Source organism: Pseudomonas sp. AC242, assembly GCF_979258655.1.
The window spans coordinates 4,042,692-4,056,947 of record NZ_OZ409873.1 but is presented as its reverse complement, the minus strand read 5'-3'; the positions used below and the strand labels follow the sequence as shown (position 1 = coordinate 4,056,947).

Annotated in this window: 11 protein-coding genes and 1 riboswitch; of the genes, 10 read left to right on the top strand and 1 reads right to left on the bottom strand. The window is 60.3% G+C overall.

What is annotated here, in order from left to right; translation table 11 throughout:
* Positions 1 to 154 precede the first annotated feature (154 nt).
* The 7 genes from ACZZ0A_RS18215 to astE all read left to right on the top strand — a co-directional run bounded on the left by ACZZ0A_RS18215 (position 155) and on the right by astE (position 8,033).
* Positions 155 to 1,375, top strand: a complete 1,221-nt coding sequence (locus ACZZ0A_RS18215) for an aspartate aminotransferase family protein (RefSeq protein WP_008077923.1) — start codon at positions 155 to 157, stop codon at positions 1,373 to 1,375.
* Positions 1,376 to 1,589: 214 nt separating this feature from the next.
* Positions 1,590 to 2,609 (top strand): arginine/ornithine succinyltransferase subunit alpha, encoded by a 1,020-nt coding sequence (gene aruF / locus ACZZ0A_RS18210; protein ID WP_007919353.1) that lies wholly within the window; start codon positions 1,590 to 1,592, stop codon positions 2,607 to 2,609.
* A gap of 51 nt (positions 2,610 to 2,660) precedes the next feature.
* On the top strand, positions 2,661 to 3,686 hold the full coding sequence (gene astA, locus ACZZ0A_RS18205; protein WP_007919351.1) for an arginine N-succinyltransferase: 1,026 nt from the start codon (positions 2,661 to 2,663) through the stop codon (positions 3,684 to 3,686).
* Positions 3,683 to 5,152 carry a succinylglutamate-semialdehyde dehydrogenase gene (gene astD / locus ACZZ0A_RS18200; RefSeq protein WP_176472305.1) on the top strand — a complete coding sequence of 490 codons (1,470 nt, stop codon included), beginning with the start codon at positions 3,683 to 3,685 and terminating at the stop codon, positions 5,150 to 5,152. The genes astA and astD overlap by 4 nt, the downstream gene beginning before the upstream one ends.
* Before the next feature lie 163 nt (positions 5,153 to 5,315).
* Complete coding sequence (gene astB, locus ACZZ0A_RS18195; protein WP_463543539.1) at positions 5,316 to 6,662, top strand: N-succinylarginine dihydrolase; 1,347 nt, start codon at positions 5,316 to 5,318, stop codon at positions 6,660 to 6,662.
* A gap of 57 nt (positions 6,663 to 6,719) precedes the next feature.
* Positions 6,720 to 7,010: a hypothetical protein gene (locus tag ACZZ0A_RS18190; protein ID WP_007919345.1), complete on the top strand. Its 291-nt coding sequence runs from the start codon at positions 6,720 to 6,722 to the stop codon at positions 7,008 to 7,010.
* Between the two features lie 12 nt (positions 7,011 to 7,022).
* Positions 7,023 to 8,033, top strand: a complete 1,011-nt coding sequence (gene astE, locus ACZZ0A_RS18185; RefSeq protein WP_123376415.1) for a succinylglutamate desuccinylase — start codon at positions 7,023 to 7,025, stop codon at positions 8,031 to 8,033.
* A 122-nt stretch (positions 8,034 to 8,155) separates the two neighbouring features.
* On the opposite strand, the gene ACZZ0A_RS18180 is transcribed toward astE, so the two are convergent.
* Positions 8,156 to 8,665 (bottom strand): 6,7-dimethyl-8-ribityllumazine synthase, encoded by a 510-nt coding sequence (locus tag ACZZ0A_RS18180; protein ID WP_007919335.1) that lies wholly within the window; start codon positions 8,663 to 8,665, stop codon positions 8,156 to 8,158.
* Between the two features lie 104 nt (positions 8,666 to 8,769).
* Positions 8,770 to 8,941: riboswitch (FMN riboswitch) on the bottom strand.
* A gap of 198 nt (positions 8,942 to 9,139) precedes the next feature.
* Between ACZZ0A_RS18180 and ltaE the strand changes: the two genes are divergently transcribed.
* The 3 genes from ltaE (at position 9,140) to ACZZ0A_RS18165 (ending at position 14,241) form a co-directional block, all read left to right on the top strand.
* Positions 9,140 to 10,144, top strand: coding sequence for a low-specificity L-threonine aldolase (ltaE, locus tag ACZZ0A_RS18175; protein WP_095112211.1), 1,005 nt, complete (start codon positions 9,140 to 9,142; stop codon positions 10,142 to 10,144).
* Positions 10,145 to 10,290: 146 nt separating this feature from the next.
* A complete protein-coding gene (alaS, locus tag ACZZ0A_RS18170; RefSeq protein WP_007919333.1) occupies positions 10,291 to 12,909 on the top strand; it encodes an alanine--tRNA ligase in 2,619 nt (872 codons plus the stop codon).
* Positions 12,910 to 12,999: 90 nt separating this feature from the next.
* A complete protein-coding gene (locus ACZZ0A_RS18165) occupies positions 13,000 to 14,241 on the top strand; it encodes an aspartate kinase (RefSeq protein WP_007919332.1) in 1,242 nt (413 codons plus the stop codon).
* Positions 14,242 to 14,256 lie beyond the last annotated feature (15 nt).

The window sequence follows — 14,256 nt, the reverse complement described above, 5'->3', positions numbered from 1 at the left end:
GACGCTATATGTCGCATTGCCGTAAACCCGTGAAAATCCGGGGTTTGCGCTATAAGAAGTTGTCGCTTGGCGACAAGGCCGGGCTGAAAACTGTCCTTACAATCCTCACCAAGCTCGCCAGTTTCAGGCGAGTGTTTCTCATCAGGAGACTCCGATGTCCGTTGAGCACGCTGCGGTACAACGCGCCGATTTCGACCAGGTAATGGTTCCCAACTACGCGCCTGCCGCTTTCATTCCAGTGCGTGGCGCCGGTTCCCGCGTCTGGGATCAGGCCGGCCGCGAGCTGATCGACTTCGCCGGCGGCATCGCCGTCAACGTATTGGGCCACGCGCACCCGGCGCTGGTCGGTGCACTGACCGAGCAAGCGAACAAGCTGTGGCACGTGTCCAACGTGTTCACCAACGAGCCAGCCCTGCGCCTGGCGCACAAGCTGATCGATGCCACGTTCGCCGAGCGCGTGTTCTTCTGCAACTCCGGTGCCGAGGCCAACGAAGCCGCCTTCAAGCTGGCCCGTCGTGTGGCGTTCGACCGTTTCGGCACTGAGAAGTACGAAATCATCGCCGCGCTGAACAGCTTCCACGGCCGTACCCTGTTCACCGTCAACGTCGGTGGCCAGTCGAAGTACTCCGACGGTTTCGGCCCGAAAATCACCGGCATTACCCACGTCCCTTACAACGATCTGGCCGCGCTGAAAGCGGCGGTGTCCGACAAGACCTGTGCGGTCGTGCTGGAACCGATCCAGGGCGAAGGCGGCGTGCTGCCGGCCGAACTGGCTTACCTGCAAGGTGCCCGCGAACTGTGCGACGCGAACAACGCGCTGCTGGTGTTCGACGAAGTGCAGACCGGCATGGGCCGCAGCGGCAAGCTGTTCGCCTACCAGCATTACGGCGTGACTCCGGACATCCTCACCAGCGCCAAGAGCCTGGGCGGCGGTTTCCCGATCGCGGCCATGCTGACCACCGAAGCGCTGGCCAAGCATCTGGTCGTCGGTACTCACGGCACCACTTACGGCGGCAACCCGCTGGCGTGCGCGGTCGCGGAAGCGGTGATCGACGTGATCAACACGCCAGAAGTGCTGAACGGCGTGAACGCCAAGCACGACAAATTCAAGGCGCGCCTTGAGCAGATCGGCGAGAAGTACGGCCTGTTCACTCAGGTGCGTGGCCTCGGTCTGTTGATCGGTTGCGTGCTGAGCGATGCCTGGAAAGGCAAGGCCAAAGACATCTTCAACGCCGCTGAAAAAGAAGGCCTGATGATTCTGCAAGCCGGCCCGGACGTGATCCGTTTCGCGCCGAGCCTGGTGGTGGAAGACGCCGATATCGATGCCGGTCTCGACCGCTTCGAACGCGCTGCCGCAGCACTGACGCAAGCCTGATAGACCCTTCGACGCCTGGAGCTTTTCAGGCGTCGATCAAAATTTTATGCCGGACCAGATCAACTGTAGGAGTGAGCCTGCTCGCGATTGCGGTCTGTCAGTCGACTCATTGGTTTCTGACAGACCGCAATCGCGAGCAGGCTCACTCCTACATTGATCTCCATGTAGGCCCGGTTATTTTTTCTGTGAATTTATAAGAGAAAGGAGTGACACCATGCTGGTGATGCGCCCCGCGCAAATGGCTGATCTGGGCGAGGTACAGCGTCTGGCTGCGGACAGCCCGATTGGTGTCACTTCCTTGCCGGATGACGTGGAACGTCTGAGCGACAAGATCGCCGCGAGCGAAGCTTCGTTCGCTGCCGAAGTGAGCTTCAACGGTGAAGAAAGCTATTTCTTCGTCCTCGAAGATTCCACCACCGGCAAGCTGGTCGGCTGCTCGGCCATCGTCGCTTCGGCCGGTTATTCGGAGCCGTTCTACAGCTTCCGTAACGAGACCTTCGTGCACGCCTCGCGCGAGTTGAAGATCCACAACAAGATCCACGTGCTCTCGCAGTGCCACGACCTGACCGGCAACAGTTTGTTGACCAGTTTCTACGTGCAGCGCGAGCTGGTCGGTTCACCGTGGTCCGAGCTCAACTCCCGCGGCCGTCTGTTGTTCGTTGCCAGCCACCCGGAGCGTTTCGCCGATTCGGTGGTGACCGAGATCGTCGGGTACAGCGACGAGAACGGCGACTCGCCATTCTGGGATGCGATCGGTCGCAACTTCTTCGACCTCAACTACGCCGAAGCCGAGCGTCTGTGCGGGCTGAAAAGCCGCACGTTCCTCGCCGAACTGATGCCGCATTACCCGATCTACGTGCCGCTGCTGCCGGACTCCGCCCAAGAGGCGATGGGCCAGGTTCACCCGCGTGCGCAGATCACCTTCGACATCCTGATGCGCGAAGGCTTCGAGACCGATCACTACATCGACATTTTCGACGGTGGCCCGACCCTGCATGCGCGTGTTTCGGGGATCCGTTCGATCGCCCAGAGCCGCGTGGTGCCGGTGAAGATCGGCGAGCCGGTGAAAGGTGCCGGGCGCCAGTATCTGGTGGCCAACGCGCAGTTGCAGGATTACCGCGCGGTGCTGCTGGAACTGGATTACGCGCCGGGCAAACCGGTGACTCTGGATCTGGAAGCAGCCGAAGCCCTGGGCGTCGGTGAAGGTGCCAGCGTGCGCCTGGTGGCGGTTTAACGCCTTAGCGAGTTTCACGGGTGGCGAAGGCGGCCCGTTTGAGGAGATAGCATGATTGTTCGTCCCGTACGCAGCAGCGATTTATCCGCTCTGATCGACCTGGCCCGCAGCACCGGCACCGGCCTCACCACGTTGCCGGCCAACGAAGAGCGTCTGGCCCACCGGGTCGGCTGGGCCGAGAAGACCTTTCGCGGTGAAGCCGGTCGTGGTGATGCGGACTACCTGTTCGTGCTCGAAGACGATGACGGCCGCGTGGTGGGGATTTCCGCCATTGCCGGTGCGGTCGGTATGCGTGAGCCTTGGTACAACTTCCGTGTCGGCCTGACCGTCAGTGCTTCGCAAGAGCTGAACATCTATCGCGAGATTCCGACGCTGTTTCTGGCTAACGACCTGACCGGCAATTCCGAGCTGTGCTCGTTGTTCCTGCACGCCGATTACCGCAGCGGTCTTAACGGTCGCATGCTGTCGAAGGCGCGGATGCTGTTCATCGCTGAGTTCCCGGAACTGTTCGGCAACAAGATCATCGCCGAAATGCGCGGTGTCTCCGATGACGCCGGTCGTTCGCCATTCTGGGAAAGCCTCGGTCGGCACTTCTTCAAAATGGAATTCAGCCAGGCCGATTACCTGACTGGTGTCGGCAATAAAGCTTTCATCGCCGAGCTGATGCCGAAATTTCCGCTGTACACCTGCTTTCTGTCCGAAGGCGCACGTAACGTCATCGGTCAGGTGCACCCGGACACCGAGCCGGCCCTGGCGATGCTCAAGGGCGAAGGGTTCAGCTATCAGGGTTACGTCGACATCTTCGACGCCGGCCCGGCCATCGAATGCGAAACCGGCAAGATCCGCGCGGTGCGTGACAGTGAAGCGCTGGTGCTGGCTGTTGGCACACCGGGCGAAGACGCCACGCCGTTCATCATCCATAACCGCAAACGCGAAGACTGCCGCATCACTGCTGCGCCGGCGCGTCTGGCTGCCGGCACCCTGGTGGTCGATCCGCAGACCGCCAAACGTCTTCAACTCAACGCTGGCGATCAAGTGCGCGCCGTGGCGTTGTCCGCTGCACGGGAGTCGAAATAATGAATTCGCTATACATCGCAGGTGAGTGGCTGGCCGGTCAGGGCGAAGCTTTTCAATCGCTGAACCCGGTGACTCAGCAAGTGCTGTGGTCGGGGGAGGGCGCAACCACCGCTCAAGTCGAGTCGGCGGTGCAGGCTGCACGTCAGGCGTTTCCGGGCTGGGCGCGGCGTTCGCTGGACGAGCGCATCACTGTGCTGGAGGCGTTCGCCGCCGCGCTGAAAAGCCACGCTGACGAACTGGCCCGCACCATCGGTGAGGAAACCGGTAAGCCGTTGTGGGAAGCCGCGACCGAAGTCACCAGCATGGTCAACAAGATCGCGATCTCGGTGCAGAGCTACCGCGAGCGTACCGGCGAGAAGAGCGGCCCGTTGGGCGACGCCACCGCCGTACTGCGCCACAAGCCGCACGGTGTGGTCGCGGTGTTCGGTCCTTACAACTTCCCCGGTCACCTGCCGAACGGTCACATCGTTCCGGCGCTGCTGGCGGGTAACAGCGTGCTGTTCAAGCCAAGCGAACTGACCCCGAAAGTCGCCGAGCTGACAGTCAAGTGCTGGATCGAAGCCGGCCTGCCGGCAGGCGTTTTGAACCTGCTGCAAGGCGCTCGCGAAACCGGTATCGCGCTGGCGGCGAATCCGGGCATCGATGGTCTGTTTTTCACCGGTTCGAGCCGCACCGGCAATCATCTGCATCAGCAATTTGCCGGGCGTCCGGACAAGATTCTGGCGTTGGAAATGGGCGGCAACAACCCGTTGGTGGTCGACCAGGTCGCCGATCTCGATGCGGCTGTTTACACGATCATTCAGTCGGCGTTCATTTCTGCCGGTCAGCGTTGCACGTGTGCGCGCCGCTTGCTGGTACCGCAAGGCGCCTGGGGCGACAGCCTGCTCAAGCGTTTGGTTGAAGTCAGCTCGACGATTGAGGTCGGTGCATTCGATCAGCAACCGGCGCCGTTCATGGGCTCAGTGATTTCCCTCGGCGCGGCGAAAGCGCTGATGGACGCTCAAGAACATCTGTTGGCTAACGGCGCCGTGTCGTTGCTGGCAATGACGCAGCCGCAGGCACAAGCCGCGCTGCTGACCCCGGGCATTCTCGATGTGAGCGCTGTTGCCGAGCGTCCGGACGAAGAATTGTTCGGCCCGTTGTTGCAAGTGATTCGCTACGTTGATTTTGAAGCGGCGATCGCTGAGGCGAATGACACTGCTTATGGTCTGGCCGCCGGTTTGCTGTCGGATTCCGAAGCACGTTATCAGCAGTTCTGGCTGGAAAGCCGTGCCGGTATCGTCAACTGGAACAAACAACTGACCGGTGCGGCGAGCAGCGCGCCGTTTGGCGGTGTCGGTGCCTCGGGCAACCATCGCGCCAGCGCCTATTACGCAGCGGATTACTGCGCGTATCCGGTGGCGTCGCTGGAAACCCCAAGTCTGGTGTTGCCTGCCGCCCTGACGCCTGGCGTGAAAATGGCGTGATGCCCAATCGCTGGCAAGCCAGCTCCCACAGGGGCGGAGGCGTCCACACATTTTGTGTACGACGCGGTCACTGTGGGAGCTGGCTTGCCAGCGATGGCCGCACCGCGGTGTTAAAGAATAGTTACTGAAGCCTATAACAACAGATTCTCGTGGAGCCTCGCTGATGAAATCCTATGAAGTCAATTTTGACGGTCTAGTGGGGCCGACCCATAACTACGGTGGTCTGTCCTACGGCAACGTTGCCTCCCAGAGCAACAGCCAGCAATCTTCGAACCCGAAGGAAGCGGCGCTGCAAGGTCTGGCGAAGATGAAAGCGCTGATGGAAATGGGCTTTCAGCAAGGCGTGCTGGCGCCACAGGAACGTCCGGACGTGGCCGCTTTGCGCCGTCTGGGTTTCAGCGGCACTGACGCGCAAGTGATCGAGCGCGCCGCCAAGGAAGCCATGCCGCTGCTGGTCGCCAGTTGCTCGGCATCGAGCATGTGGGTGGCCAACGCTGCCACCGTCAGCCCGAGCGCCGACACCGCAGACGGTCGCGTGCATTTCACCGCCGCCAACCTCAACTGCAAATACCACCGCAGCATCGAGCACCCGACCACCAGCCGCGTGCTCGGTGCGATGTTCGCCAATCAGCAGCACTTCGCTCATCACGCCGCTCTGCCGGCGGTGGCACAGTTCGGTGACGAGGGCGCGGCCAACCACACGCGTTTCTGCCGTGAGTATGGCGAGGCCGGCGTCGAGTTCTTCGTATTCGGTCGCAGCGCGTTCGACAACCGTTTCCCGGCGCCGCAGAAGTACCCGGCCCGTCAAACCCTCGAAGCGTCGCAAGCGGTTGCGCGTCTGCACGGGCTGCGTGACGAAGGTGTGGTCTACGCCCAACAGAACCCGAACGTGATCGATCAGGGCGTGTTCCATAACGACGTGATCGCGGTGGGTAACGGCGAGGTGCTGTTCTATCACGAGGACGCGTTCCTCGACACCGACTCGATGCTGGCCGAGCTGCAAAGCAAATTCGCCAAAGCCGGCGGCAACTTCCAGTCTGTGTGTGTGCCGCGTTCGGCGGTCACCGTAGATGACGCGGTGCGCTCGTACCTGTTCAACAGCCAGTTGCTGTCGCGTCCTGATGGCTCGATGTTGCTGATCGTGCCGCAAGAGTGCCAGGCCAACGAACGCGTCTGGACTTACCTGCAAGAACTGACCAGTTCCGGCGGCCTGATCCGCGAAGTGAAAGTCTTCGATCTCAAGCAAAGCATGCAGAACGGCGGTGGCCCGGCGTGCCTGCGTCTGCGCGTCGCGCTTAACGAAACCGAACTGGCGGCGGTCAATCCAGGGGTTATCATGACGCCACCGTTGTACGGTTCGTTGACCGCATGGGTTGAAAAGCACTACCGCGACCGCCTGAGCGAAACCGATCTGGCGGATCCGCAATTGCTGCTTGAATGCCGGACGGCACTGGATGAACTGACGCAAATCCTTAAACTGGGCGCGGTTTATCCATTCCAGATCAATTGATGGCCAGCGCGTCGCCTGAACGCGGCGCCCGGCTTGTCTCACCTAGAGAGTAAAAACATGAGCGATTCCCTGCAGCTGATCCTTGAAGACACCGACGGCACGCAACTGGAGACCTCCTGCACCCGCGTCGCGGTCATGTGGCAAGGCAAAGAGCTGTGGATCCAGCAGGACGGCCGTGGCCAACTGCTGATCGGCGTGGACGTTGAAGAAGGTGACGCCGAGTACGCCAACCTGCTGCTGCGCCCATTGGCGACTAATCTGGTAAGTCTGCAACTGGAAATGGAACCGGCCGACGTCGGCGACGACGAAGACCACGTGCACGGCCCGGATTGCAACCACGACCACTAAGGAAACCGCTCTATGCTCGCCCTCGGCAAACTGCTTGAACTGACCCTCGCCGGCCGCGAACCGGCGGAGAAGACTCAACTGACTGTCGAAGGCGTGCGTATGCGCTGGTTGAGCGAAGGTGCGCTGGAAGTCCGGCCACCCGAAGCGCGCGACAATGGCCTGGATCTGCTGCTTTCGGCAGGCATCCACGGCAACGAAACAGCGCCGATCGAGCTGCTTGATCGGTTGCTGCACGACATCGCTCGCGGCGATTTGAAGCCGCGCGCACGCATTCTGTTCCTGTTCGGCAACCCGGAAGCGATTCGCAAAGGCGAGCGTTTCGTCGAGCAGGACGTCAATCGGCTGTTCAACGGCCGCCATGAACAAAGCAGTGGTTCGGAAGCGCTGCGAGCTTGTGAGCTGGAACGTCTGGCGGCGAGTTTCTTCAGCCTGCCGGATCGCCAGCGCCTGCACTACGACCTGCACACGGCGATTCGCGGTTCGAAGATCGAACAGTTCGCACTCTATCCGTGGAAAGAAGGTCGCCAGCATTCGCGTCTGGAGCTGGCACGTCTGCGTGCTGCCGGGATGGAAGCGGTGCTGTTGCAGAACAAACCGTCGATCGTCTTCAGCTCCTACACCTACGACAAGCTCGGTGCCGAGGCGTTTACGCTGGAACTGGGCAAGGCGCGGCCATTCGGGCAGAACGACGGGGTTAACGTCTCGCTGCTGGAAACCCGTCTGAAGCAGATCATCGAAGGCACTGAGCCGGAGATGGCTGAACCAGGGCTGGATGGTTTGCAACTGTTCAGCGTCGCGCGAGAAATCATCAAGCACAGCGATGCGTTCCGCCTGAACCTGCCGCAGGACATCGAAAACTTTTCAGAGTTGGAGGTGGGTTACGTGCTGGCCGAGGATCTGGCCAATACCCGCTGGATCATTGAGGAGGAGGGCGCACGCATCATCTTCCCTAATCCCAAGGTCAAGAACGGCTTGCGCGCAGGCATCCTGATCGTCCCGACCACCGACGAAAACCTCGCCTGACGTGATGATCGTTCCCACGCTCCGCGTGGGAATGCAGCCCGGGACGCTCCGCGTCCCAAAGCGGACGCAGAGCGGTCCATTGAGGCATTCCCACGCAGAGCATGGGAACGATCGTTGGAGGCTTAGACGGCTACAGCATGCGGCTCTGTACGGCGCAGTGCGCGAACCTTGCGCAGCGTATCCGCGCAAGTCCGCGCTGCTTCCTGACCCTTGTGCACAAAGTGCTCGAAGAAGAACTTCTGATGCTCGTCGCCGGCATGGAAGTGATGCGGGGTCAGCGACACCGAGAATACCGGCACTTCGGTTTCCAGTTGCACCTGCATCAGGCCGCTGACCACCGACTGGGCGACGAACTCGTGACGGTAGATGCCGCCGTCAACCACCAGAGCAGCGGCGACGATGCCGGCATAACGGCCGGTTTTGGCCAGCAACTTGGCGTGCAGGGGCATTTCAAAGGCGCCGCCGACTTCGAAGATATCGATGTCCGACTCCTGATAACCCAGGGCAATCATTTCGGCGACGAAGCCTTTTCGGCTCTGGTCGACGATTTCCTTGTGCCAGCAGGCCTGGATGAACGCGACGCGCTCGCCGTGAGGGTGTTTGCTTTTGCTGTCGATAGCGGTGGGTTGCATGTTCTGACTCCTGTTTGTGTGAAAAACAGGGCGTTATGAATCGAAAGGGATTCAAGGGTGCGCACACGCACAACATCATCGCGCGGACGGCCCTTTGGCGTTAATCCCGTTCTCTCTTCATCCGGACTATGACCGTCGGCCCCGGAATCACACCGGGTCTGCTGACCTTGCCGCCGATCTCAACCGAAGTCGTGTTCGTCGCCAAGCGCTCGCGGGCTATGCGCATTGCGCGCAATTACCGCCGGTGGGGAATTGCACCCCGCCCTGAGAACGTTTTTGCCGCCCTTTCTGGGGCGGCGCAGCGTTTTTAACACAGATTGTGTGTCTGTGCATTGCGCCTTTCTGATGATTGTCATCGAATTTTTTGCAGGCTCGAAACGACTTTTCCTTGCCCAAGGCTTGATTAATCCACGCGATGACCGCAGTAATTCCACTTCGTAAAGGGATTTCCCCTGCTGATTTGAGGCCAGGTTCATGAGCGTTATCGATCTTCGCAGCGACACTGTCACCCAACCGACTCCCGCCATGCTCGACGCGATGACTGCGGCGGACACCGGTGATGACGTGTACGGCGAAGATCCGACGGTCAATCGCCTGGAAGCCGAATTGGCCCAACGCTTGGGTTTTGCCGCCGCTTTATTTGTGCCGACCGGCACCATGAGCAACCTGCTGGGTTTGATGGCGCACTGCGAGCGCGGCGACGAATACGTCGTTGGCCAGCAGGCGCACACCTACAAATACGAGGGCGGTGGCGCGGCGGTGCTCGGTTCGATCCAGCCGCAGCCGCTGGAAGTGCAAGCCGATGGTTCACTGGATCTGGATCAAGTCGCCGCCGCGATCAAACCGGACGACTTCCATTTCGCCCGGACTCGTTTGCTGGCGCTGGAAAACACCATGCAGGGCAAAGTGCTGCCGCTGGAGTACCTGGCCCGCGCACGCCGCTTCACTCAGGAAAAAGGCTTGCAACTGCACCTCGACGGCGCGCGCCTGTACAACGCGGCGGTCAAGCTGGGTGTTGATGCCCGGGAAATCACCCAGCATTTCGACTCAGTGTCGGTGTGCTTGTCCAAAGGGCTCGGCGCGCCGGTGGGTTCGGTGTTGTGCGGTTCGGCCGAGTTGATCGGCAAGGCTCGCCGTCTGCGCAAAATGGTCGGCGGTGGCATGCGTCAGTCCGGGTTGCTGGCAGCGGCGGGGCTGTACGCGCTGGATCACAACGTCGAGCGTCTGGCCGACGACCACGCCAATGCGCAACTGCTGGCCGACGGTCTGCGTGAAGCAGGTTTCATCGTCGAACCGGTGCAAACCAACATGGTTTATGTGCAAATGGGCGACAAAGCCGAAGCGATCAAGGCCTTTGCTGCCGAACGCGGGATCAAGTTGAGCGCCGCCGCACGCCTGCGTATGGTCACGCACATGGACGTCAATCGCTCGCAAATCGAGCAAGTGATCGCGACATTCGTCGAGTTTTCGCGCAAGTGACAGCGTTAGCCGTCCAATTGACCGTTTCTATCGTATAAACACGCTGTACCCCGCGCGCAGGGCCGATATAATGCGGCCCTTTGCCGTCGCTTCGTCTGTTGACGTTTCGAACAGGCCTTTGGCCGCAGCCTCCGTGGAAGAACCTAATGAAAAGCGCAGAAATCCGTGAAGCCTTCCTTCGCTTCTTCGAAGAGCAAGGCCACACCCGTGTAGCCTCCAGCTCTTTGATTCCGGGCAACGACCCAACCCTGCTGTTCACTAACGCGGGGATGAACCAGTTCAAGGACTGCTTCCTGGGCCAGGAAAAACGTGCGTACACCCGTGCGACCAGCAGCCAGAAGTGCGTGCGTGCCGGTGGCAAGAACAGCGACCTGGAAAACGTCGGTTATACCGCTCGTCACCACACATTCTTTGAAATGCTCGGTAACTTCAGCTTCGGTGACTATTTCAAGAAGGACGCGATTACCTACGCGTGGACCTTCCTGACCGGCGTTCTGCAACTGCCGAAGGAAAAACTCTGGGTCACCGTCTACGCCTCCGACGACGAAGCGTATGACATCTGGACCAAAGAAATCGGTGTGCCGGTCGAGCGCATGATCCGCATCGGCGACAACAAAGGCGCGCCGTACGCTTCCGACAACTTCTGGACCATGGGCGATACCGGCCCGTGCGGCCCGTGCACCGAGATTTTCTACGATCACGGCGACCACATCTGGGGCGGCCCACCGGGCTCGCCGGAAGAAGACGGTGACCGTTACATCGAAATCTGGAACAACGTGTTCATGCAGTTCAACCGCACCGCCGATGGCGTGTTGCATCCGTTGCCAGCGCCGTCGGTCGACACCGGCATGGGTCTGGAGCGGATCAGTGCGGTGATGCAGCACGTCAATTCCAACTACGACATTGACCTGTTCAAGAACCTGCTGAAGGCCTCGGCTGAAGCGATCGGTTGCGAAAACGGCGATCAGTCGTCGCTGAAAGTAGTGTCCGACCACATTCGTTCGTGCGGCTTCCTGATCGCCGACGGCGTGCTGCCGTCCAACGAGGGTCGCGGTTATGTGCTGCGCCGGATCATCCGTCGCGCCTGCCGTCACGGTAACAAGCTGGGCGCCACCGGCAGCTTCTTCTACAAGATCGTCGCGGCGCTGGTTGCCGAGATGGGCGAAGCCTTCCCGGAACTGAAGAAGCAGCAGAGCAACATTGAGCGCGTGCTCAAGGCCGAGGAAGAGCAGTTCTCCAAGACGCTTGAGCACGGCCTGAAGATTCTCGAGCAGGATCTGCTGGAACTCAAAGGCACCGTGGTGCCGGGCGACGTAGTCTTCAAACTCTACGACACCTACGGTTTCCCGATGGACCTGACCGCCGACATCGCCCGCGAGCGCAGCCTGACAGTCGACGAAGCCGGTTTTGAGCGTGAGATGGAAGCCCAGCGTGTTCGTGCGCGTTCGGCCAGCTCGTTCGGTCTGGACTACAACACCTTGGTCAAGGTTGATGTGGCCACCGAGTTCACCGGTTACAAAGACACCAGCGGTTCGGCAAAAATCGTTGCTATCTATAAAGATGGCCAGTCGGTCGACGTCTTGAATGAAGGCGAAGAGGCGGTGATCGTGCTGAACCAGACGCCGTTCTACGCTGAATCCGGCGGCCAGATCGGCGACTGCGGTTATCTGCAGGCGGGCAGCGCACGTTTCGACGTTCGCGACACCACCAAGACTGGCGGCGCATTCCTGCACCACGGTGTACTGGATTCGGGCAGCCTGACCATCGGCGCGCCAGTGGAAACTCATGTCGATGCCGAGGTGCGTCACGCTACCTCGCTGAACCACTCGGCCACGCACTTGCTGCACGCTGCTTTGCGTCAGGTGCTGGGCGAGCACGTTCAGCAGAAAGGTTCGTTGGTGGATAGCCAGCGTCTGCGTTTCGACTTCAGCCACTTTGAAGCGATCAAGCCTGAGCAAATTAAAGCGCTGGAAGACATCGTCAACGCCGAAATTCGCAAGAACTCAGCCGTTGAAACCGAAGAAACCGACATCGAAACCGCGAAGAACAAAGGCGCCATGGCGCTGTTTGGCGAGAAGTACGGCGACAACGTGCGTGTGCTGAGCATGGGCGGCGATTTCTCCGTCGAGCTGTGCGGCGGTATCCACGCCAACCGTACCGGCGACATCGGCCTGCTGAAAATCATCAGCGAAGGCGGTGTGGCTTCGGGTGTACGTCGTATCGAGGCAGTTACCGGTGCGCAAGCACTGGCTTACTTGAACGCGGCAGAAGAACAACTCAAGGAAGCGGCCAGCCTGGTCAAGGGCAGCCGCGACAACCTGATCGACAAGCTGTCGGCTGTGCTGGAGCGCAATCGCCAACTGGAGAAGCAACTCGAGCAGTTGCAAGCCAAGGCTGCCAGTGCTGCGGGCGACGATCTGTCTTCCTCGGCGCTGGACGTCAAAGGCGTGAAGGTTCTGGCTGCACGTCTGGATGGTCAGGACGCCAAGGCGCTGCTGGCGCTGGTTGATCAGTTGAAGAACAAACTCGGTCGCGCAGTGATCCTGCTCGGCAGTGTCCATGAGGAAAAGGTCGTACTGGTTGCAGGTGTAACCAAGGACCTGACTGGCCAACTCAAAGCCGGTGATTTGATGAAGCAGGCTGCTGCGGCAGTGGGCGGGAAGGGCGGTGGTCGTCCGGATATGGCGCAGGGCGGCGGTGTCGACGCCGGCGCACTGGATGGCGCACTGGCGCTGACCGTTCCATTCGTCGAGCAGGGTTTATAAGACGGCCCGTCGGGCCCGCAGTCTAGTGGCGGGCCCGGCGGCTGTTCGAGTGATTATTGGGCGCCCTTCATGGGCAGAGGCGGCTTTGAAATGGCTTTGATCGTACAGAAATTTGGAGGCACCTCGGTCGGTACCGTCGAGAGAATCGAGCAGGTCGCCGACAAGGTTAAGAAATTCCGCGATGCCGGCGATGACCTGGTGGTTGTGCTGTCTGCAATGAGCGGCGAAACCAACCGTCTGATCGATCTGGCCAAGCAAATCAGTGGCGACACTCAACCGGTTCCGCGTGAGCTGGACGTGATTGTTTCCACCGGTGAGCAGGTGACGATTGCTCTGCTGGCGATGGCGCTGATCAAGCGCGGTGTGCCGGCGGTGTCGTACACCGGTAATCAGGTGCGGATCCTGACCGACAGTGCGCACAATAAAGCGCGTATCTTGCAGATTGATGACCAAAAGATTCGCGGTGATCTGAAAGCAGGTCGCGTGGTGGTTGTCGCCGGTTTCCAGGGCGTCGACGAGCACGGCAACATCACCACCCTTGGTCGTGGCGGTTCCGACACGACCGGCGTGGCTTTGGCTGCCGCGTTGAAGGCTGACGAGTGCCAGATCTACACCGACGTGGATGGTGTCTACACCACCGACCCGCGCGTTGTGCCGGTCGCTCAGCGCCTGGACAAGATCACCTTTGAAGAGATGCTGGAAATGGCCAGCCTCGGTTCCAAGGTGTTGCAGATCCGTGCGGTGGAATTCGCCGGCAAGTACAACGTTCCGCTGCGCGTACTGCACAGCTTCAAGGAGGGTCCGGGCACCCTCATTACTATTGATGAAGAGGAAACCATGGAACAGCCGATCATTTCCGGCATCGCTTTCAACCGCGATGAAGCCAAGCTGACCATCCGTGGCGTGCCAGACACCCCGGGCGTGGCGTTCAAGATTCTCGGCCCGATCAGTGCCGCGAACATCGAAGTCGACATGATCGTGCAGAACGTTGCGCACGATAACACCACCGACTTCACCTTCACCGTGCACCGCAACGACTACCAGGCCGCACAGACCGTGCTGGAAAACACCGCTCGTGAGATCGGTGCCCGTGAAGTGGTTGGCGACACCAAGATTGCCAAGGTCTCTATCGTCGGCGTCGGCATGCGTTCCCACGCAGGCGTGGCCAGCCGCATGTTCGAATCCCTGGCGAAAGAAAGCATCAACATCCAGATGATCTCGACTTCGGAAATCAAGGTTTCCGTGGTGATTGAAGAGAAGTACCTGGAACTGGCTGTGCGCGCCCTGCACACGGCTTTCGAACTGGATGCTCCGGCCCGTCAAGGCGAGTAATTCCGTTTCTTGAAG